Source organism: Noviherbaspirillum aridicola (genome assembly GCF_019656455.1).
Taxonomy (GTDB): domain Bacteria; phylum Pseudomonadota; class Gammaproteobacteria; order Burkholderiales; family Burkholderiaceae_D; genus Noviherbaspirillum; species Noviherbaspirillum aridicola.
The window spans coordinates 319170-337404 of sequence record NZ_BPMK01000003.1 but is presented as its reverse complement, the minus strand read 5'-3'; the positions used below and the strand labels follow the sequence as shown (position 1 = coordinate 337404).

Annotated in this window: 13 protein-coding genes and 1 pseudogene; 2 read left to right on the top strand and 12 right to left on the bottom strand. The window is 66.8% G+C overall.

What is annotated here, in order from left to right:
* The 5 genes and pseudogenes from NCCP691_RS05195 to NCCP691_RS05175 all read right to left on the bottom strand — a co-directional run.
* A pseudogene (locus NCCP691_RS05195) lies at window positions 1–139 on the bottom strand (phosphomannomutase/phosphoglucomutase); the annotation flags it as partial.
* Between the two features lie 34 nt (window positions 140–173).
* Window positions 174–1265: an MraY family glycosyltransferase gene (locus tag NCCP691_RS05190; protein WP_220807175.1), complete on the bottom strand. Its 1092-nt coding sequence runs from the start codon at window positions 1263–1265 to the stop codon at window positions 174–176.
* A gap of 131 nt (window positions 1266–1396) precedes the next feature.
* Window positions 1397–2314: a GDP-mannose 4,6-dehydratase gene (locus NCCP691_RS05185; RefSeq protein WP_220807174.1), complete on the bottom strand. Its 918-nt coding sequence runs from the start codon at window positions 2312–2314 to the stop codon at window positions 1397–1399.
* Window positions 2298–3341, bottom strand: a complete 1044-nt coding sequence (gene gmd, locus NCCP691_RS05180; RefSeq protein ID WP_220807173.1) for a GDP-mannose 4,6-dehydratase — start codon at window positions 3339–3341, stop codon at window positions 2298–2300. The genes NCCP691_RS05185 and gmd overlap by 17 nt, the downstream gene beginning before the upstream one ends.
* A gap of 174 nt (window positions 3342–3515) precedes the next feature.
* A complete protein-coding gene (locus NCCP691_RS05175; protein WP_220807172.1) occupies window positions 3516–4925 on the bottom strand; it encodes a mannose-1-phosphate guanylyltransferase/mannose-6-phosphate isomerase in 1410 nt (469 codons plus the stop codon).
* Window positions 4926–5207: 282 nt separating this feature from the next.
* On the opposite strand from NCCP691_RS05175, the gene NCCP691_RS05170 reads away from it, so the two are divergent.
* Window positions 5208–6029: a symmetrical bis(5'-nucleosyl)-tetraphosphatase gene (locus NCCP691_RS05170; RefSeq protein WP_220807171.1), complete on the top strand. Its 822-nt coding sequence runs from the start codon at window positions 5208–5210 to the stop codon at window positions 6027–6029.
* Here the strand turns inward: NCCP691_RS05170 and NCCP691_RS05165 are convergent.
* Genes NCCP691_RS05165 through NCCP691_RS05140 form a run of 6 tightly spaced genes read right to left on the bottom strand, consistent with a single transcriptional unit; the run spans window position 6008 to window position 10568 of the window.
* Window positions 6008–6763 carry a lysophospholipid acyltransferase family protein gene (locus NCCP691_RS05165; protein WP_220807170.1) on the bottom strand — a complete coding sequence of 252 codons (756 nt, stop codon included), beginning with the start codon at window positions 6761–6763 and terminating at the stop codon, window positions 6008–6010. The genes NCCP691_RS05170 and NCCP691_RS05165 overlap by 22 nt on opposite strands.
* Window positions 6764–6773: 10 nt before the next feature.
* On the bottom strand, window positions 6774–8060 hold the full coding sequence (locus NCCP691_RS05160) for a dihydroorotase (RefSeq protein ID WP_220807169.1): 1287 nt from the start codon (window positions 8058–8060) through the stop codon (window positions 6774–6776).
* Window positions 8061–8064: 4 nt separating this feature from the next.
* A complete protein-coding gene (locus NCCP691_RS05155; protein ID WP_220807168.1) occupies window positions 8065–9024 on the bottom strand; it encodes an aspartate carbamoyltransferase catalytic subunit in 960 nt (319 codons plus the stop codon).
* Window positions 9017–9523 (bottom strand): bifunctional pyr operon transcriptional regulator/uracil phosphoribosyltransferase PyrR, encoded by a 507-nt coding sequence (gene pyrR / locus NCCP691_RS05150; protein WP_220807201.1) that lies wholly within the window; start codon window positions 9521–9523, stop codon window positions 9017–9019. The genes NCCP691_RS05155 and pyrR overlap by 8 nt, the downstream gene beginning before the upstream one ends.
* Window positions 9510–9899: a Holliday junction resolvase RuvX gene (gene ruvX / locus NCCP691_RS05145; protein ID WP_220807167.1), complete on the bottom strand. Its 390-nt coding sequence runs from the start codon at window positions 9897–9899 to the stop codon at window positions 9510–9512. Before ruvX ends, pyrR begins: the two co-directional genes overlap by 14 nt.
* Window positions 9900–10568, bottom strand: a complete 669-nt coding sequence (locus NCCP691_RS05140) for a YqgE/AlgH family protein (protein WP_238482319.1) — start codon at window positions 10566–10568, stop codon at window positions 9900–9902. It lies immediately after the preceding gene.
* Between the two features lie 75 nt (window positions 10569–10643).
* Here NCCP691_RS05140 and NCCP691_RS05135 point away from each other — a divergent pair, with 75 nt between their 5' ends.
* Complete coding sequence (locus tag NCCP691_RS05135) at window positions 10644–12134, top strand: cryptochrome/photolyase family protein (protein ID WP_220807166.1); 1491 nt, start codon at window positions 10644–10646, stop codon at window positions 12132–12134.
* A gap of 147 nt (window positions 12135–12281) precedes the next feature.
* On the opposite strand, the gene NCCP691_RS05130 is transcribed toward NCCP691_RS05135, so the two are convergent.
* Window positions 12282–18221, bottom strand: a complete 5940-nt coding sequence (locus NCCP691_RS05130) for a hybrid sensor histidine kinase/response regulator (protein WP_220807165.1) — start codon at window positions 18219–18221, stop codon at window positions 12282–12284.
* Between the last annotated feature and the right edge of the window lie 14 nt (window positions 18222–18235).

The following is an 18235-nucleotide window of genomic DNA, read 5'->3' as shown; positions in this document are numbered from 1 at the left end:
CAATGGCCACGCTGCGCTCGCCCTTGTCACGAGCGGCGGTGCCGAAGGCGCGGCCGATCTGGCGCGCCACGTCGGCATCGAGGGTTTTGCCGACGATGCCGCGGATGTCGTAGGCTTTGAAAATGCTTGTCGAAATCATCTTGCTCCAGTCCCTAAGTTATCTCGTGGTTTTTTCAACGCTTCCTGCCCCGGATGAACAGCCAGCGGGGCGACCTGAATCGCACAATGCGGACATACAGCCACACATACGTGACGACGAACAGCAGACAAAATCCCATCAGCGTCGGCGTGTGCCACCAGAACAGACTCGCAGGAATCACGGCCAGGAGTGAAAGCAGCCACAGATAGGGAGATGTCATGGAATTGCGCAGGTTCAGCGCTCGCACATCGTCGCTTCGACCGGCGGCCCATACCACGATGCGGCGGAAGATCAGGCTGTGCAGATGAATGCCGTCGGGCATCCCCGGCGAGCGGCCGCGGACGAACAAGCGCCGGTAGACCGAAAACAGCGTCTCGAAAACCGGATAGATCACCAGCAGCAACGCATACCAGGACGAGACGGAGGGATTGCGCATCACGAGCAGCACGGTGAGTTCGGCCAGCATGAACCCCAGGAAGTAAGCCCCGCCATCGCCGAGAAAAATAAGCCCGGCCGGATAATTCCAGACAAGAAAGCCGGCTGCAGCCCCCGCGACCGCCACCGCCGCAACCAGCACGAAGGTGTCATTGACCTGCAGCGCCACATAGGCGAGCGACAGCAGCATGAACATCGTCACCACGGCGGCAAGCCCGTTGAAACCGTCGATGATATTGACGGCGTTCGCGACGCCGGCCACTGCGACCACGGTCAGCGGCAGCGCGACCCAGGTCAGCAGCACAAAGTTCGTCACGACAAAATCGACACGCTGAATCCGCGCATCGAGCAGCCAGTAGCCAGCGCCTGCCGCAAGCATCGTCAGCAAGAGTCGCCGTTTTGCACTCACCCGTTTGGTCAGGTCCTCGATGACACCGCCGAAAAATGCGATGGATGAACACAGAATGAGTATCAGCAGCGAGTAGCCCTGCCCGGGAGATCGATAGGTCGCGATCGCCGAGGTCGCGATGACCGACATGAAGATCGCCACGCCGCCGACGCGGGGAACCGCGCGCGCGTGAAACTTCTGCACGCCCTTCAGATCGTGGTCCAGGGAGTGCGTGGTCGCATAACGGATGATGAACAGCGACAGCAGCGCCGAAATGATGAAGGCAATCAGAAAAGTGGACATGTTTCTACACACCTGCTGGCGGTGGCTGGCAGATGCATGTTTGATAAGTCTGCGAAAGACGAAGCCGCTAGTCTAAATTATTGCTTGCTGTTTATCACGCAGTTCTTTGTCCGTTGGACAGCAAAGTCACCTCAGGCGCGCGTCATCCATTGCAGTGTGTCGTGCAGGCCGATCGGCTGCAAGGGTCCGGCAAGTGCCCGGAGCTTGACGGTGGAGCCGACCAGGGTCTTCACCTCGGTCCGCCTCACGAACGCCGGGTTGACCCGGACCTCGATCTCGTAGCCGGCGATCGCGGCCATCATGTCGAGTATGGTGCGGAGCGAGTACGGACGCCCGCTGCAGATATTGACCGTCTCCCCCGCGCTGTCGCATTCGAGCAGCCGGCGGTAGACGTGCGCGACCATCCGCACGTCGGAAAAATCCCGCTCCACGTCGAGATTGCCGAGTTCGATGACCGGCGCGCGCTGCAGGAAATGGGAGACGATCTTGGGCACCAGAAAATGCGGCTGCTGGCCGCGGCCGGTGTAGTTGAAGGGGCGGGTGAGGACGATGGGGAAACGGTCGGAGAACGTCTTGACCATGTGTTCCATCGCCAGCTTGCTGACGGCGTAGTGGTTGACCGGCTGCGGCGGAAAGCTTTCGTCGATCACGCCGCCGGTGGCGTTGCCGTAGACATTGGCGCTGCTGGCGATGACGATCCTGCGCGGCTCGAGACGGGCGTCGGCCACCGCCTCGAGCAGGTTCATCGTGCCGATCACATTGACGCGATAGAAGGCGTCGGCATCCGCATGCTGCACGAAGCTGATCGCCGCCAGGTGGATCAGGTAGTCGGGACGCAGTCTTTCCAGCACGCGCCGGCAGTTGTCCCGTGACGTGATGTCGAGCGTGGCTTCATGCGGGCCGCGCGCCGCGCCGACCACGGCGCTGCACACGCTGTAGCCCGCGCCGATCAGCTCGGCGCGTACATGCTGGCCCGTGAATCCATTCGCCCCGGTGAGCAGGACGCAGCCTCGACTGCCGTCCGAGCCCGTTTCAGAAGGAGAACCCACGCTCGTTTCTCTGGAGGTCCGCCTTCACCATCATCTGGCACAGCTGTTCGACGCTGGTCTTCGGCGACCAGCCCAGCTTCTCCCGTGCCTTGGCCGGGTCGCCGATCAGCAGGTCGACTTCCGCCGGACGGTAGTATTTCGGGTTGATGCGCACCAGTGTCTTGCCGGTCGACGCATCGAGTCCCTCTTCCGCCTCGCCCGAGCCGCGCCATTCGAGACGGTAGTCGGCGGCGCGGAAGGCCATGGTGACGAAGTCGCGCACGGTGACCATGCGGTTGGTCGCGAGGACATAGGTATCGGGCTCGTCCGCCTGCAGCATCATCCACATGCCTTCCACGTATTCCTTCGCAAAACCCCAGTCGCGCTTGGCGTCGAGGTTGCCGAGCTCGAGGGTGTCGAGCTTGCCGAGGCGGATCTTGGCCACCGAGTCGGTGATCTTGCGGGTGACGAACTCGCGGCCGCGCAGCGGCGACTCGTGGTTGAAGAGAATGCCGCTGCAGCCGAAGATGTCGTAGGACTCGCGGTAGTTGATCGTGATCCAGTGGCCATAGAGCTTGGCCACGCCGTACGGGCTGCGCGGATAGAACGGCGTCGTCTCGCACTGCGGGATGGCCTGCACCTTGCCGAACATTTCGGAGGTGGACGCCTGGTAGAAGCGGATCTTCGGATTGACGATGCGGATCGCCTCGAGCAGGTTGAGCGGACCGATGCCGGTGATCTCGGCGGTCGTGACGGGCTGATCGAAGGACACCCCGACGAAGCTCTGCGCGGCGAGGTTGTACACCTCGCCGGCGCCGGTGTTCTGCAGCAGGCGGATGGAGGCGGACAGGTCGGTGAGATCGTATTCGACGAGGCTGAGATTCGGATGCGCGGCGATGCCGAGCTCCTCGATCCGCCAGAAGTTGACCGAGCTGGTGCGGCGATAGGTGCCGTAGACCTTGTACCCCTTGTTGAGCAGGAGTTCGGCAAGATAGGCGCCATCCTGTCCGGTGATGCCGGTGATGATTGCTGTCGGAGATGTGCTCATTTTGTTTTATGAAGATGAATTTTGTTCCAAATGGAAACGCGCTGGGCGCTGCCATCCTCCCGCGGTGCCGGGCGTCCCGCATCGCCGGAACGCTGGCACAAGTTTATGGAAGTCAAGTTTCAGGGTGATAAGCCAGATCAAAGGAAGTGACGGCTGCCGCCATCCGCTCCGGCCCTACTGCGCCCTGCCGTAGATGTCCTCGAAACGCACGATGTCGTCCTCGCCGAGGTAGGCGCCGCACTGCACCTCGATCAGCGCCAGTTCGTCCTCGCCGGTATTGGTCAGGCGATGCTTGTTGCCGGCGGGGATATAGGTGGACTCGTTGGCCTGCAGCGAGATGATCTGTTCACCGTTGACGACCTCGGCGGTACCCGACACCACCACCCAGTGTTCGCTGCGGTGATGATGCATCTGCAGCGACAGCGAGGCGCGCGGCTTGACCGAGATGCGCTTGATCTTGAAGCCCGGCGCGTCCTGCAGCACGGTGTAGCTGCCCCAGGGGCGAACCACGGTGCGGTGGGTCTTGTGCGCCTCGTGGTTGGCGGCCTTGAGCCGGCTGACGACTTCACGCACTTCCTGGCTCTTGGACTTGTCCGCCACCAGCAGCGCATCGGGCGTATCGACGACGAGCAGGTTGTTGAGGCCGATGACGGCGACCAGCCTGTCCTTGGTCTCGATATGCGTGTTCTGGCTGTCGATCACGATGGTCTGGCAGTTGTTGCTGGTATTGCCCTTCTCGTCGGCGGGGATCGCTTCCGCCACCGCCTTCCAGGCCCCGATGTCGCTCCAGTCGAAGTCGCCTGGGATGACGGCGAGGTTCTTCGCCTTTTCCATCACCGCATAGTCGATCGAGATGTTTTCCAGCGCCGCGAAGCTGGCCGGCAGTTCAGACTTGTCGCAGTCGGTCCTGATCGCGGCATGCACCTCGCGCGCGGCCGCCAGCAGTTCGGGACTGTATTGTTCGAAGGCGTCGAGGATGGTGCCCGCCTTGAAGCAGAACATGCCGCTGTTCCAGACATAATTGCCCTGGGCCAGATAGCGGGAGGCGGTGACCGCGTCCGGTTTTTCGACGAAGCGCCGCACCACCTGCGCCTGGCCGCTGACCTTGTCGCCCATCTCGATGTAGCCGAAGCCGGTTTCCGGCGCCGTGGGGCGCACGCCGAACAGGACCAGGAAACCATCGCGCGCCAGGTTCTCGGCGTGCTGCACCGCCGTATAGAACGAGGGCGTATCCTTGATCAGATGATCGGCGGGCATCACCAGCATGCAGGCGTCGGGGTCCTTCTCCTGCACCCACAGCGCGGCCAGCGCGACCGCGGGCGCGGTGTTGCGGCCCTTGGGCTCGAGCAGATAGTGCGGCTTGACCTGCTGCGTTTCGAGTTCATCGCGGGAGAGGAAGTAGTAGTCGCGGTTGGTCACGATCAGCGGCGCGGTGTTGCCCGACACGTCCAGCGCCCGCTCATGCGTCTGCGTGAGCAGGCTCTTGCCGCCGCCGATGCGCATGAAGGGCTTGGGATGCGCCTCGCGCGATACAGGCCAAAGGCGCGTTCCGGCGCCGCCGGATAAAATGACAGGGATCAACATGTTTTTCTCGCTCTTGTACGAATGGACTCGATGCAGGAATCGGCTTGCCGGAACCGGGGTCGCAACACCGGCAAGACCAAAAAAGATGACTAATACGCAACACAGTCTGATCGAAACGACTCCCGGCCATTTGAGCTTGCGCAGCAAGAAGGCGTGGATTGGCACATTCCCGACACATGTATTGACGACTTACAACGGCCATCCATTGCAGCGCGGAAAAACGGAACCGCCGGCCCGCAGCGGCTTCACATCCGGTAACCACAGCTTCCAGCAAAGCCACACATGACTCTGTACGCAATGGGCGACATCCAGGGATGCCGCCAGAAGATGAGCGAACTGCTCGACCGCGTTTTCTCGCGCCATCCGGATGCGCGGGTGATCATCGTCGGCGACCTCGTCAACCGCGGCCCCCAGTCGCTCGCCACCCTGCGTGAAGTACGCGCCCTCGGCGACCGCGCCCTGGCCCTGCTCGGCAACCACGACCTGCACCTGCTTGCGGTGTCGCAGGGCATCCGGCCCGCCCACCGCACCGACACCCTCGACGACATCCTCGGCGCACCCGACCGCGACGAACTCATCGACTGGCTGCGCCGGCGTCCGCTGGCACTGTTCGAGGCGGGGCACCTGCTGGTGCACGCCGGCGTCCTGCCGCAGTGGGATGCGCAGCAGGTGATGGCGCTGGCGGCGGAAGTGGAGGAGGCGCTGCGCGGACCGGACTGGGTCGCCTTCCTGCGCACGATGTACGGCAACGAGCCGGCGCGCTGGCACGACGACCTGCAGGGTGCCGACCGGCTGCGCTGCATCATCAACGCGCTCACGCGCATCCGCTTCTGCAGCGCGGACGGCACCATGGACCTGCGCTCAAAGGGAGCCGAGCCGGACCAGCCCGGCTACCTGCCCTGGTTCGAGGTGCCGGGACGCAGGACGGCGGGCGTGCCCATCGTCTTCGGCCACTGGTCGACACTCGGCCTGATGATGCGGGAGGATGTGATCAGCCTCGATACGGGCTGCCTGTGGGGCGGAAAGCTGAGCGCGGTCTGCCTGCAGGACCGCAGCGTGATACAGGTGGATTGCCCGCAGTATCAGCAGCCGGGCTCGATCTGAACTTCCGTGCCGAGCGCGGCGCCGATCGCGTCGCGCGCGGCGTCGGCGAGATCGCGGCGGTGCGATGCCTCGCTGGTGACGACCGGCGGCAGCAGATGCAGCTGCGCCTTCATTCCTCGCGCGCGCAGCACCGTCAGCATGCTGTCGACAAAGCCCATGTCGCCGATGAATTCCGCCGCCGGATGCCAGTTCCCCTGCGCGTCGAGGTAGCGTATCGCATAGGGCTGGACCGGCACCTGCGCCTCGATCGCCGCCTCGAACAGGTTGGCGTGGAACGGCAGCAGCCTGCCCTGTGCGGACGTCGTGCCCTCGGGGAAGAAGGCGACATGCTCGCCGGCCCGCAGGCTCTCGACCAGTCCCTGGTAGATGCGGCGCACGTCGCGCAGCTTGCCGCGCGCGATGAAGATGGTCCCGGTGCGGCCGCACAGCCAGCCGATCACCGGCCAGTCGCGGATGTCGGACTTGGCGACGAAGCGGCAGGGATGCAGGGTATTGATGACGAAGATGTCGAGCCAGGACACGTGGTTGGCGACCACCAGCGCGCGCTTCGCCGGTTCGTCGGTGTGGTGACGGACGATTTCCAGCTCGGCGCCGCACAGCGCCACCAGGCGCGCCGACCAGCGCTGCACCCGCGACTGCCGGCCCGCCGCATCCGTGAACGGGAATATCAGCGCGCAGGTGGCCAGGCCGCGCAGCAGATGCAGCACGACGCGGATCAGGCGCAGGACGGGCATGGGCCGGCGCTCAGCGCGAGAATGCGAGGTGGCCGGCGACCACCGTGGCCCTGACCTGTCCGCTCATTTCATAGCCGAGGAAGGGCGTGTGCTTGCCCTGGCTGGCGAGCGCCGACGCTTCCACCTTCCAGCGCGCCTGCGTATCGAAGACGCAGATGTCTGCCGCCGCCCCGACCGCGAGGCTGCCGCCGGGCAGGCCGGCCACGCGTGCGGCGTCGGCGGTGAGCTTGGCGAGCGCGCGCGGCACGCGCTGGGACGGCTCGGTCACGCACTCCTCGGCCCAGCGCAGCGCCAGCGGCAGCAGCAGTTCGAGGCCGGTGGCGCCGGGCGAGGCTTCGCCGAACGGCAGCAGCTTTTCGTCATCGTCGACCGGCGTATGGTCGGAACAGATGGCGTCGATGGTGCCGTCGAGCAGGCCCTGCCGGATCGCGTCACGGTCACGCTGCGAGCGGAACGGCGGCGTGACGCGCGCGTTGGGGTCGAAGAAGCCGATGTCGACATCGGTCAGGTGCACGTGATGGGCGCCGACGTCGCAGGTCACCGGCAGGCCTTCGCGCTTGGCCGCGCGCACCAGCTCGATGCCGGCCGCGGACGACATGCGGCAGAGGTGGACCCGGGTACCGGTGGAGCGCACCAGTTCGAACAGGGTGTACAGCGCGATCGTTTCGCTCATCACCGGCACGCCGGGCAGGCCGAGCCGGGACGCCACCGGACCGCTGTGGGCGACGCCGCCGCGGCCGAGATGCGGGTCCTGCGGACGCAGCCAGACGGTGTAGTCGAAGGTCTTCGCATACTGCAGCGCGCGCATGAGCACCGTGGTGTCGAGCACCGGTTTCTCCGCCTGGGAAAAACCGATGCAGCCGGCTTCGGTCAGCTCGGCCATTTCGGTCAGCGACTCGCCCTTCAGGCCGGCGGTGAGCGCGCCGAGCGGATAGACATTGGCCTGGTTAAGGATGCGCGCGCGATGCTTGAGCATCTCCACCAGGCCGGGCTCGTCGAGCACCGGGTCGGTATCGGGCGGGCAGACCAGGCTGGTGACGCCGCCCTGCACCGCCGCCTGCATCTCCGACTCCAGCGTTGCCTTGTACTCGTAGCCCGGCTCGCGCAGGCGGGCGCTCAGGTCGACCAGGCCGGGTGCCACCACCAGGCCGGCGGCATCGATGCTGCGGTCGGCGACGAATCCTGCGGGTGCGGTGCCGAGCGCGGCGATCCTGCCGTCGGCCACGTACAGATCCTGCTGCGCGTCGGTGCCGTTGGCCGGGTCGATCACGCGGCCATTCTTGATATGGAGTTTCATGGTTTTACTTTCCCGCCAAAATGCTCATCACCGCCATGCGGACCGCAATGCCGAAGGTCACCTGCGGCAGGATCACCGCCTGCGCGCCGTCGGCGACGGCGGAGTCGATCTCGACGCCGCGGTTCATCGGTCCGGGGTGCATCACGATGGCGTCGGGCTTGGCGAGCGCGAGCCGTTCCGGGGTCAGGCCATAGCTCTTGAAGAATTCCTGGGCCGACGGCAGCAGCGCGCCCGACATGCGCTCGTTCTGCAGGCGCAGCATGATGATCACATCGGCGCCGCGCAGGCCCTCGTTCATGTCGGTGAATACGCGCACGCCCATCTGCTCCAGTCCGCCGGGCAGCAGCGTGCGGGGGCCGATGGCCCGCACTTCCGGCACGCCGAGCGTGGTCAGGGCGTGGATGTCGGAACGCGCGACCCGGCTGTGCAGGATGTCGCCGACGATGGCGACCGTCAGATTGCTGAAATCCTTCTTGTAGTGGCGGATCGTGTACATGTCGAGCAGGCCCTGCGTCGGATGCGCGTGCCGCCCGTCGCCGGCGTTGACCACGTGCACATGCGACTGCCGGGTGTCGACCAGGTGCTTGGCGATCAGGTAGGGCGCGCCGGACTGTGCGTGCCGCACCACGAACATGTCGGCATGCATCGCCGCCAGGTTGTCGATGGTGTCGAGCAGGGATTCGCCCTTGCTGGTGCTGGAGGCCGAGATGTTGAGGTTGATGACGTCGGCCGACAGGCGCTTGGAGGCGATCTCGAAGGTGGTGCGGGTGCGGGTCGAGTTCTCGAAAAACAGGTTGAACACGCTCTTGCCGCGCATCAGCGGCACTTTCTTGACTTCGCGGTCGCTGATGCTGACGAAGGAAGAAGCGGTATCGAGAATGTGGGTGATGATGGCGCGGGGCAGGCCTTCGATGGTGAGCAGGTGCTGCAGCTCGCCGTTCTTGTTCAGTTGCGGGTTATGCATGATCTACGGTCAGGGAGAAACGGCCGTCCGCGGCGCGTTGCAGGACGAAGTGCTGATCGGGAGGCAGCGTGACGGTTTCGGCGACGAAGTCGGGGGCGACCGGCAGCTCGCGGCCGCCGCGGTCGACCAGGGCCGCGAGCATCACGCGGGCCGGGCGGCCATAGTCGAACAGCTCGTTGATGGCGGCGCGGGTCGTGCGGCCGGTATAGAGCACGTCGTCGACCAGGACGATGGTCGCCCCCTCCACCTCGAACGGAATCTGGCTCGGCTTGACGTCCGGATGCAGGCCGCGCTCGGCATAGTCGTCGCGGTAGAACGAGACGTCGATGAAGCCGAGGCGTGCGGACAGTCCGAGATCGGCGGCCAGCCTTTCGGCCAGCCACGCGCCGCCGGAATGAATGCCGACGATGGCCACGTCGCGGGCCTGCGCGAGGCCGCTTTTCATGCGCTCGGCGAGCGCCCGGTACAAGGCTTCCGCGTCGAAATCAGGATTGGGCATGGTCATTGAAGTATTGTTGCAGAATGATGGCGGCGGCCTGGTCGTCCACGATCTCGCCGCGCCGCTGGACGATCACTGCCGAGGAATAGCGCTCGTCGACCAGGACCACCGGGACGCCGAAGCGGCCGTTGATCTGATTGCCGAAGCGCCGGCAGCGCACGGTCAGCTCGTGCTCGGCGCCGTCGGGGTGCAGCGGCAGGCCGACCACGCAGCGGTCCGGCTTCCATTCGTCGATCAGGGCGCCGACGGCGGCGAACCTGGCGTCATTGGTAGCGGCGGTGATGACTGTCAGGGGCCGGGCTTCGCGCAGCAGGGTGTTGCCGATGGCCACGCCGATGCGCTTCAGCCCGAAATCAAACGCAAGGACGGTTTCCACTCAGGCGTGCCCCGCGCTGCCCGTGAGCATGATGGGATCGATGCCGAGCAGCTTCATCGCCGCCGCGAATCGTTCTTCCGCCGGCGTGTCGAAAATGATGGCGGGCTCGGCGGGCACCGTCAGCCAGCCGTTGCGGCCGATTTCCTCTTCCAGCTGGCCGGCGCTCCAGCCGGCGCAGCCGAGCGTCACCAGCATGCGCTGCGGGCCGCGGCCGGCGGCCACCGCCTCGAGCACGTCCTTGGACGTCGTCAGGCCGATCTCGTCGCTCGGCGTGATGGTGGTGGACCAGCTGCCGTGCGGCTGGTGCAGCACGAAACCGCGTTCCACCTGCACCGGGCCGCCGAACATCACCGGCTGGGTGTCGAGGCCGAGCATGCGGGCGGCGGCGCCCGGAGTGAGATCGATGCGTTCGAGCAGGACGTCGAGCATCATGTCGGTGGCCTTGTTGACGATCAGGCCGAGCGCGCCGTCGGCATTGTGCTCGCACAGGTAGACCACGGTGCCGCCGAAGATCGGATCGAGCATCGACGGCATCGCGATCAGGAAGTGGTTGGTCAGGTCGAGGCCGGGGACCGGCTGCGGGCGTGCGGACAGGCCGGCATGGCCCGCCGGGGACGCGGACGCCTGGAAAGAAAAGCGGCTCTTGCTCGGTTTCACCATAATAGGCATTTTAACAGCTTTGACCCTGATTCCAGCCGGCGCGGGCAGCCGGCCGGAGCGGTCTCGGCACAGATGGAAGGGTTCATGGATAGGTTTGGAAAATCACTGGTCTGGTTCCGGCGGGATCTGCGCGATGTCGACCACGCGGCGCTCCACCACGCGCTCGCCCGGTCCGGCGAGGTCTGCTGCGTGTTCATTTTCGACAAGCTTATCCTCGATCCGTTGCCGCGGGATGACCGGCGGGTGGAATTCATCCACGACAGCGCGGCCGAACTCGACGCCGCGCTGCGCGCGGCCGGCGGCGGACTGATCGTGCTGCACGGCGATCCGGTCGAGGAAATTCCGGCGCTGGCCGCGCGGCTCGGCGCGGAGGCGGTACTGGCCAACCACGACTACGAGCCCTACGCGGTTCAGCGCGACGTGCGCGTCGCCGCCGCCCTCGAACGGGATGGCCGCGCCTGGCTCAGCTTCAAGGACCAGGTGATTTTCGAGAAAAACGAGGTGATGACCCGCGGCGGTACGCCTTTTTCTGTATTTACGCCTTACAAGAAAGCCTGGCTGGCGGCGCTGCACGCGGGCGGCGATGATGACAGCGTGCAGCCCTGGGTCACTTCCGGGCTGCCGGGCCGCCTCGCACCGCCGCCCGCCGGCGACATGCCATCGCTGGAGGCGCTCGGCTTCTCCCGCACCAACCTCGCCTCCCTGCCGCTCGGTACCGGCATGAGCGGCGGGGCCAGGCTGCTGGAGCGGTTCGTCGAACGTCTCGGCGACTACCAGCGCCTGCGCGACTATCCCGCCGCGAGCGGCACGTCTCTGCTGTCGGTGCATCTGCGCTTCGGCACGGTTTCCGTACGGTCGCTCGCGCGCCTTGCGCTGCAGGCCATGCGCAGCGGCCAGGGCGCCGATGGGGGCGCGACCTGGCTGTCCGAGCTGATCTGGCGCGATTTCTATTTCATGATCCTGCACTGGCATCCGAGGGTGGTGAGCGAGGCATTCCGGCCGGAGTACGACCGCATCGAATGGGAGACCGGCGAGCAGGCCGACCGGCTGTTCGCGGCGTGGTGCGAGGGCCGCACCGGCTATCCGCTGGTCGACGCGGCGATGCTGCAGCTGCGCCGCACCGGTTTCATGCACAACCGCCTGCGCATGGTCACTGCGAGCTTTCTCGTCAAGGACCTCGGCATCGACTGGCGGCGCGGCGAACGCTACTTCGCGCAGCAGCTCAACGACTTCGATCTCTCGGCGAACAATGGCGGCTGGCAGTGGGCGGCTTCCAGCGGCTGCGACGCCCAGCCCTATTTCCGCATCTTCAATCCGGTCACGCAGTCGGAACGTTTCGACCCGCAGGGCGGTTTCATCCGCCATTTCCTGCCGCAACTCGGCAGGCTGTCCGACAAGCATCTGCATGCGCCCTGGCTCGCCCCGCGGTCCGCGCTCGACGCGGCCGGCATCGTCATCGGGCGCGACTATCCGGCGCCGGTGGTCGACCATGACGAGGCGCGGCGGCGCACGCTGGCACGCTATGCGGTCGTGAGGAAAAGCGGCGCGCGGGACGACAGCGACGAGCAGGAATGATGACGCGCGGCGCGGGCACCGCTGAGATGCCTCGGCGGTTCAACATGGCAGACCGCCGGTCGCATCGTGGTCCGCATGCGGAAAGAAACAGGCCCGCGTGCTTGCGCAGGCGGGCCTGTCGGACGGGCGCGTGCGAGCGCGTGCCGTTCAGCGCGCGGACGCCGCCTTCCCGACGAAGCCGGCAATCATTCCGAGCAGCTGCTCTTCCTGGTAGGGCTTGCCGAGATACTCGTTGACGCCTAGCTCCAGCGCGTAGTTGCGGTGCTTGGACGCGGTGCGCGACGTGATCATGATGATCGGTATGCTGCGGGTGCGCTCGTCGCCCCGCACGTTGCGGGTCAGGTCGAAGCCGTCCATGCGGGGCATTTCGATATCGACCAGCATCACGTCGGGCGTCACCGACTGCAGATGCTCGAGCGCGTCGACGCCATCCTTGGCCAGCACCACCTGGTAGCCTTCGCGCGTCAGCAGGCGCTGTGTCACGCGGCGCACCGTGAGCGAGTCGTCGACCACCATCACGATGTTCTGCGTGCGCAGGCCCTGCACCGGCTCCGCCTCCGGCGACTGCGGCCGGGACATCTCGGCGACCGCACCCATGGCTTCAGGGGCGTCGGACACATTCAGGCGCGGCGCGCGGATATCGTCCTGGGCGGCACGCTGGGCGAGCGGCACCGGGTTGAGAATCAGCACGATGTCGCCCGAGCCGAGCACGGTGGCGCCGGCGATGCCGATCATCCGCGACAGTTGCGGGCCGATGTTCTTGACCACCACTTCGCGGTTGCCGAGCACTTCGTCGACGTGCAGCGCGACGCGCTCGCTGCCGCTCTTGAGGATCAGCACCGGCGAGTACTGCTGCGCCACCGGCGACGCCCTGCGGTCGCCGAGCAGCGCCGACAGATAATGCATCGACACGCGCTGCCCCTGCCATTGCACCGCGCCCTCGTTGTAGGCGGAGGCGAGCGCATTGGTCTTGAGCTGCTGCACCTGCTCCACCAGCACCGACGGCACCGCGTAGGTAGTGCCGCCGGCCGACAGCAGCACGACCTGGGTGACCGCGAGCGTCAGCGGCAGATGAATGGTGAAGCGCGTGCCGTGGCCGGCCTCGGTGCGCGTCGCGACGCGGCCGCCGAGCGAGGTCGCTTCCGAGCGCACCACGTCCATGCCGATGCCGCGTCCGGCCAGTTCGGTGATCTCGTCGGCGGTGCTGAAACCGGGATGGAAGATCAGCTGGCCGACTTCGTCGTCGCCCGGGTCGGCGTCATGGGTGAGCAGGCCGATGCGCTGCGCCTTGTCGCGGATGCGCTGCAGGTCGAGGCCGCGGCCGTCGTCGGAAAACTCGATCACGACCTCGTTGCCTTCCTGCCGTACCTCCACCCGCAGCTCGCCGGTTTCGTTCTTGCCGGCCGCGCGCCGCGCTTCGCGGGACTCGATGCCGTGCACGATGGCATTGCGCAGCAGATGCTCGAACGGGCCGGCCATCTTTTCCAGCACGCCGCGGTCGATTTCGACGGCGCCGCCGCGAATGTCGAGCGACACGCGCTTGTCCATTTCCTTCGCGGCCTGGCGGGTCACCCGATACAGCCGCTCGGAAATGCTGGCGAACTGCACCATCCGCACCCGCATCAGGTCCTGCTGCAGGTCGCGCGTAAGCCGCGCCTGCAGGGCGAGATCGGTGGTGGCGCTGTCGAGCGTGCGCGAGAGGTTCTGGTGGACGGAGCCGACGTCATTGACGCTTTCGGCCATCATCCGGGTCAGTTCCTGCAGGCGGGTGAAGCGGTCGAACTCGAGCGGATCGAATTCCCGTTCGCCCGACTGCGCCATGCGGGAGGCGATCTGGGTCTCCGCCTGCATCTCGATCTCGCGCAACTGGTCGCGCAAACGGGACACGTTGTCCGTCAGCTCGGTCAGCGATTGCTTGAGCGTTCCGACCTCGGTCTCCAGCTTGGAACGGGAGATCGACACTTCACCGGCCTGGTTGACGAGACGGTCGAGGATGTCGGCGCGTACCCGCACCAGCGGAGCCGCGGCCGGCAGCCTGGACGCGGCGTCGGCGACGGCAGGCGGGGCCGCCTTTGATGCCGGCGCAGCCGGTGCGGCCACGGCGTTCGGCACCGCGATGGCTGGCGCGGAGACGGGGGCGGCCGCGGGCGCAGACGCTTCCGCCGGCGCGGGTGCCGGGGTGCCACCGCCCTGCAGCTGCTCGAACATCTGCAGCGACTGGTCGTAGCGGATCAGCAGATCGTCGAGCGCCAACGGTTCCGCGGTGCCCATGTGCGCGAGATTCTCGATGCGCGTTTCCATGTCGTGGAAATGCTGCCCGAGCCGCATTGCGCCGGCCATGCGGGCACTGCCCTTGAGGGTGTGCAGCAGGCGCAGCAGCGATTGGGGCGCGCCCGCGTCGCCGGGCTGCGCATGCCAGTTGCGCAGCAGGCTGCCCATCTGCGGCAGCATGTCGCGGCCCTCTTCCAGGAATACCGGCAGCAGGTCGCCGTCCAGCTCATCATGCAGGGCGAGCAGCGGCTCGGCCGCGTCGGCGGCGCCGACCGGCTGCTCGGCATCCGGCAGGACAGCCGGGACGCCGTCCTCCTGCGGCTCCAGGTTCTCCTGGTGCGCCTGCCCGGCCGGCTGGTCGCCAAAGGCGGCGGGCTGCACGGGCGAGCCTTCGATGAAGGGCGGGGCTTCCAGCGAGTCCGTCAGCGTATCCATCAGCGGATAGGATGACGACGGCTGCGGCGCCTCCGCGGGCAGGCTCTCGCCGCGCCGGGTCAGGTCCTGGCGCAGGCTGTTGAGTATGCGTGCGTACTCGGGATGATGCGCCGGCATTTCGCCGAGCGCGAATTTCTGCAGCATGAAGCGCAGGCGCTCGACGCTTTGTTCCAGCGTGTCGAAGTCGTGCTCAGCCAGCGGCACCTGCCTGCGCATCAGCGACTGCAGCACCAGCTCGAGCGCGTGGGCGACTTCCTGCAGGGTGTGGAAGCCGACGGTGGCCGAACTGCCGGCGAGCGAGTGGGCGGCGTGCACCGCCTGCACGCTTGCGCCGCGCTCCGGCTCGTGCCGCCACTCCGCCATGTCGCGCGCCAGCAGGCGCACAAGCTCATCGGTCTCGGCCAGGAAGATGTTGTGCAGCGGGACGCTGATCTCCAGGTCACCGATACGCTTGATATTGTCGTTCTGCCTCGGCTCCTGCCCGGGCACGGGGAAGTCGATGACGCGGCCCTGGGGCGCCGCGACGGGCGGTTCCGGGATGGCCGGCACGGGGGCTTCCTCCATCTCCGGCACGGCCAGCGACGCCGGCATCTCCGGCATTTCCTCGGCGGGCGCGGGATCGGCCGCGGCGACATCCTCCGCATGAGGCGCGACCTCGTCGAACCCGAAGGTCGGGAGCGGCTCGACGTGCAGCGCTTCCGCGGGCCCGGCCGGCTCGATGGCTTCCGCGGGGACGAAGGGATCGACCGGCGGGTCGGACGGCAAGGCATCCTCGTCCGGCGGTGCGAGCAGCGTCACGGTCTCGATCTCGTCCTGCGCGGCCGGTGCGTCGTCCGGTACAGGTGCCGGCAGCTCCTGCGCCGCCGGTGCGGCCGCCTCCTCGTAGTGGAAGCCCCGTCCCGTGCGAACGCCTTCCGCGGCCTTCACCAGCGCATCCGGCGTGCGCGCGGAGTGTCCGGTATCGCGCAGGTCGCGCACCCAGTCCTCGAGCAGGCCGGCCGCCTTGTCGAGCAGCGCATAGAGTTCGGCGTCGCCGCCGGTGGACTCGGCCAGGCGCACGTTGAGCACCTGTTCGATGCCCCATGCCGCTTCGCCGAAGGCATTCAGGCCGACCATGCGGCTGCTGCCCTTGAGGGTATGGAAGGAGCGGCGCAGCGTGGTCAGATGCTCTTCGTTGTGCGGCTGGTGGCGGGAGGCCGGCAGCGTCTGGCGCACCGTCTCCAGCACCTCCTCGGCCTCCGACAGGAAGATCTCCAGCAGTTCGGCGTCGATCGCTTCGTCGCTCTCGGGCGCGGCCACCGGCGCGATCGCCTGCTCGGGCTGGAGCGGCGGCACGGTGGCGCTGATCACCTCGAGCAGCATTTCCGGCGATGACGAGAAATCGGCGCTCTCGAGCAGTTCGATGCCTGCCTGCGCGCGGTCGGTGACTTCCGGGTTGTCGAGCAATGCGGCATCGCGCCGGATCTGTTCCAGCGAAGCCTTCAGCTGGTCCTGCAGCGCCTTGTTGTCGGGCTCGGCCGACAGCGATACCGCGAGTTCGGCCGATTGCTGCTGGCGCAGGTTGAGTTCATCCTCGACGGTGCCTACCGGTGTGTCTTCGGGACGAAACGTGTCGGTGGAAGTTTCCACCTCCACGTCCACTGTGCCGGCATCCTTGCCCGGACGTTCGACCAGGTTCGCGCGGAACAGGCCGCTCTCCTCGTCGAACGAGAAGCGCTTGCCGTCGGCACCGGCAGGCTGCTGCAGGCTGTCGATGAAGAAGCTGAGCGCGCCGATGTTCTGCGCCACCTGTTCGAACTGCCCGACGTCGGGCTGCGCGCCCTCCTCGTCCACCATGAAGCGCTGCACGGCGGTGCGCGTATGGCGCACGGTACGCGCCGCATCGTCCTGGTCCAGCACCGCGAGCGCGCCCTCGATCTGGTGCAGCACATCGTCGAGCTGGCCCAGCGGCGAACGCTGCGCCGGGTCGCGGAAGAATTCGTCGAGAATCTTCTCGACCTGCCGCAGGCTGGCCTGCATCTCGCCCACCACGGCGCCCATGGTCTGGCGCTGCTGCGCCTGGCGCGACATGTCGTCGAGCCAGGGCGCGGCTTCCTCCGGCGTGCCGCCGGTGACGATCGCCAGCAGGCGCGCGGTGAGCGCTTCCGCCCGCTGCGGGAAATCCGCGGCGAGGCGGTTGAGGTTGGCGAGCGCGTTTTCCACGAACAGCAGGCTGGTCGCCATCTCCATGCCGAGCATGTCGCCCTGCCGCGCGCGCGCAGCGTGACGGGCGATGCCCTTCAGCTCGCGCAGCAGCTTGGTGAGGGCCGGCTGGCCGAGCTTGCCGCCGGCGTCGGCCAGCAGCAGCATTTCATGTTCGAAGGAGTCCGCCGCGCTGGCGTCGCCGCCCGAAATGCGGTTCCACAGGTTCTTCGCCTGGACCAGCCGCTCGCGGGCCGCGGCCAGCGCATCGCCGTCGACCTGGCCGTAGCGCTTGCGGTCGTAATCGGCGGGCACGTGGCCGTCGAGCTGATATACCGCGCGCACCTGCTGCATGCGGTGCGTCGGTTGCGCGGCGCCGGCGATGAAGAACAGCGCGTCGCGAAGCAGACGCTCGGCGATGCTGGGCGAGCCCTGGCACAGCCGGCGGATCTGCAGGTTGATGCGGGCGAACAGCTGCTTGACGTAGATCTCGTTGCCGATCCGTTCATCGGCCACGCCTTCGCCGAACGCATGCATCACCCACCAGAACGCGCGCGCCTGGGCATTGGACTGCATGGCTTCGATCTCGCCGGCGATGTCGCGCATGACCGCGGCGTTGGCGAGTTCGGCCTTGCGGTCGGAACTCTTCAGGAAGGGCAGCAGCGCGAGCTCGAAGCGCTTGCGCAGCGCGACGTAGTGCGCGGGATCGGCGGGCAGCGGCGTCGCCGCCGGAAACTGCGGCCGGATCGCGAGGTTGGGGAAGAACAGGTCGGCCGGGTGGATGCGCTCGGCGCCGCGCACTTCGAGCAGCGCACGGTAATACGGGAACAGCCGGACCGGCTGATGCGGAGCGCCGGCGAGCAGTTCGTCGAGATACTCGACCAGCGCCTGGTAGCCGTTGCCGATCGCCTCAGCGGCGCGTGCGTCCAGCGGCAGCTGGCCGGCGTCGGCCCGTTCGAGCAAGTCTTCGACGGTTTCGGTGATGATGGCGACGCCGTCGACGTCGACGATCTGCAGCGCGCCATGCGCCTGGTGCAGGTAGGTCTTGGCGTGACGCAGCGAGGTCAGCCTCGCATCCGCATCCTGCGCGACGGCTTCCTGAACCGCGGCGCGCGACCGGTTCAGCGCCTCGCGTATTTCGCCGATCACCCAGGACAGCGGGCCGGTATCGAAGGTTTCCCTGGAAGAAGGGGTGGTCATGACTGCCTCGTGGG

What these genes read in the sequence shown, in the direction of transcription:
- NCCP691_RS05190 (WP_220807175.1), bottom strand. Translation starts at nt 1,265, where the DNA reads ATGTCCACTTTTCTGATTGCCTTCATCATTTCGGCGCTGCTGTCGCTG.
- gmd (WP_220807173.1), bottom strand. Translation starts at nt 3,341, where the DNA reads ATGAGCACATCTCCGACAGCAATCATCACCGGCATCACCGGACAGGAT.
- NCCP691_RS05175 (WP_220807172.1), bottom strand. Translation starts at nt 4,925, where the DNA reads ATGTTGATCCCTGTCATTTTATCCGGCGGCGCCGGAACGCGCCTTTGG.
- NCCP691_RS05170 (WP_220807171.1), top strand. Translation starts at nt 5,208, where the DNA reads ATGACTCTGTACGCAATGGGCGACATCCAGGGATGCCGCCAGAAGATG.
- NCCP691_RS05165 (WP_220807170.1), bottom strand. Translation starts at nt 6,763, where the DNA reads ATGCCCGTCCTGCGCCTGATCCGCGTCGTGCTGCATCTGCTGCGCGGC.
- NCCP691_RS05160 (WP_220807169.1), bottom strand. Translation starts at nt 8,060, where the DNA reads ATGAAACTCCATATCAAGAATGGCCGCGTGATCGACCCGGCCAACGGC.
- NCCP691_RS05155 (WP_220807168.1), bottom strand. Translation starts at nt 9,024, where the DNA reads ATGCATAACCCGCAACTGAACAAGAACGGCGAGCTGCAGCACCTGCTC.
- pyrR (WP_220807201.1), bottom strand. Translation starts at nt 9,523, where the DNA reads ATGCCCAATCCTGATTTCGACGCGGAAGCCTTGTACCGGGCGCTCGCC.
- NCCP691_RS05140 (WP_238482319.1), bottom strand. Translation starts at nt 10,568, where the DNA reads ATGCCTATTATGGTGAAACCGAGCAAGAGCCGCTTTTCTTTCCAGGCG.
- NCCP691_RS05135 (WP_220807166.1), top strand. Translation starts at nt 10,644, where the DNA reads ATGGATAGGTTTGGAAAATCACTGGTCTGGTTCCGGCGGGATCTGCGC.
- NCCP691_RS05130 (WP_220807165.1), bottom strand. Translation starts at nt 18,221, where the DNA reads ATGACCACCCCTTCTTCCAGGGAAACCTTCGATACCGGCCCGCTGTCC.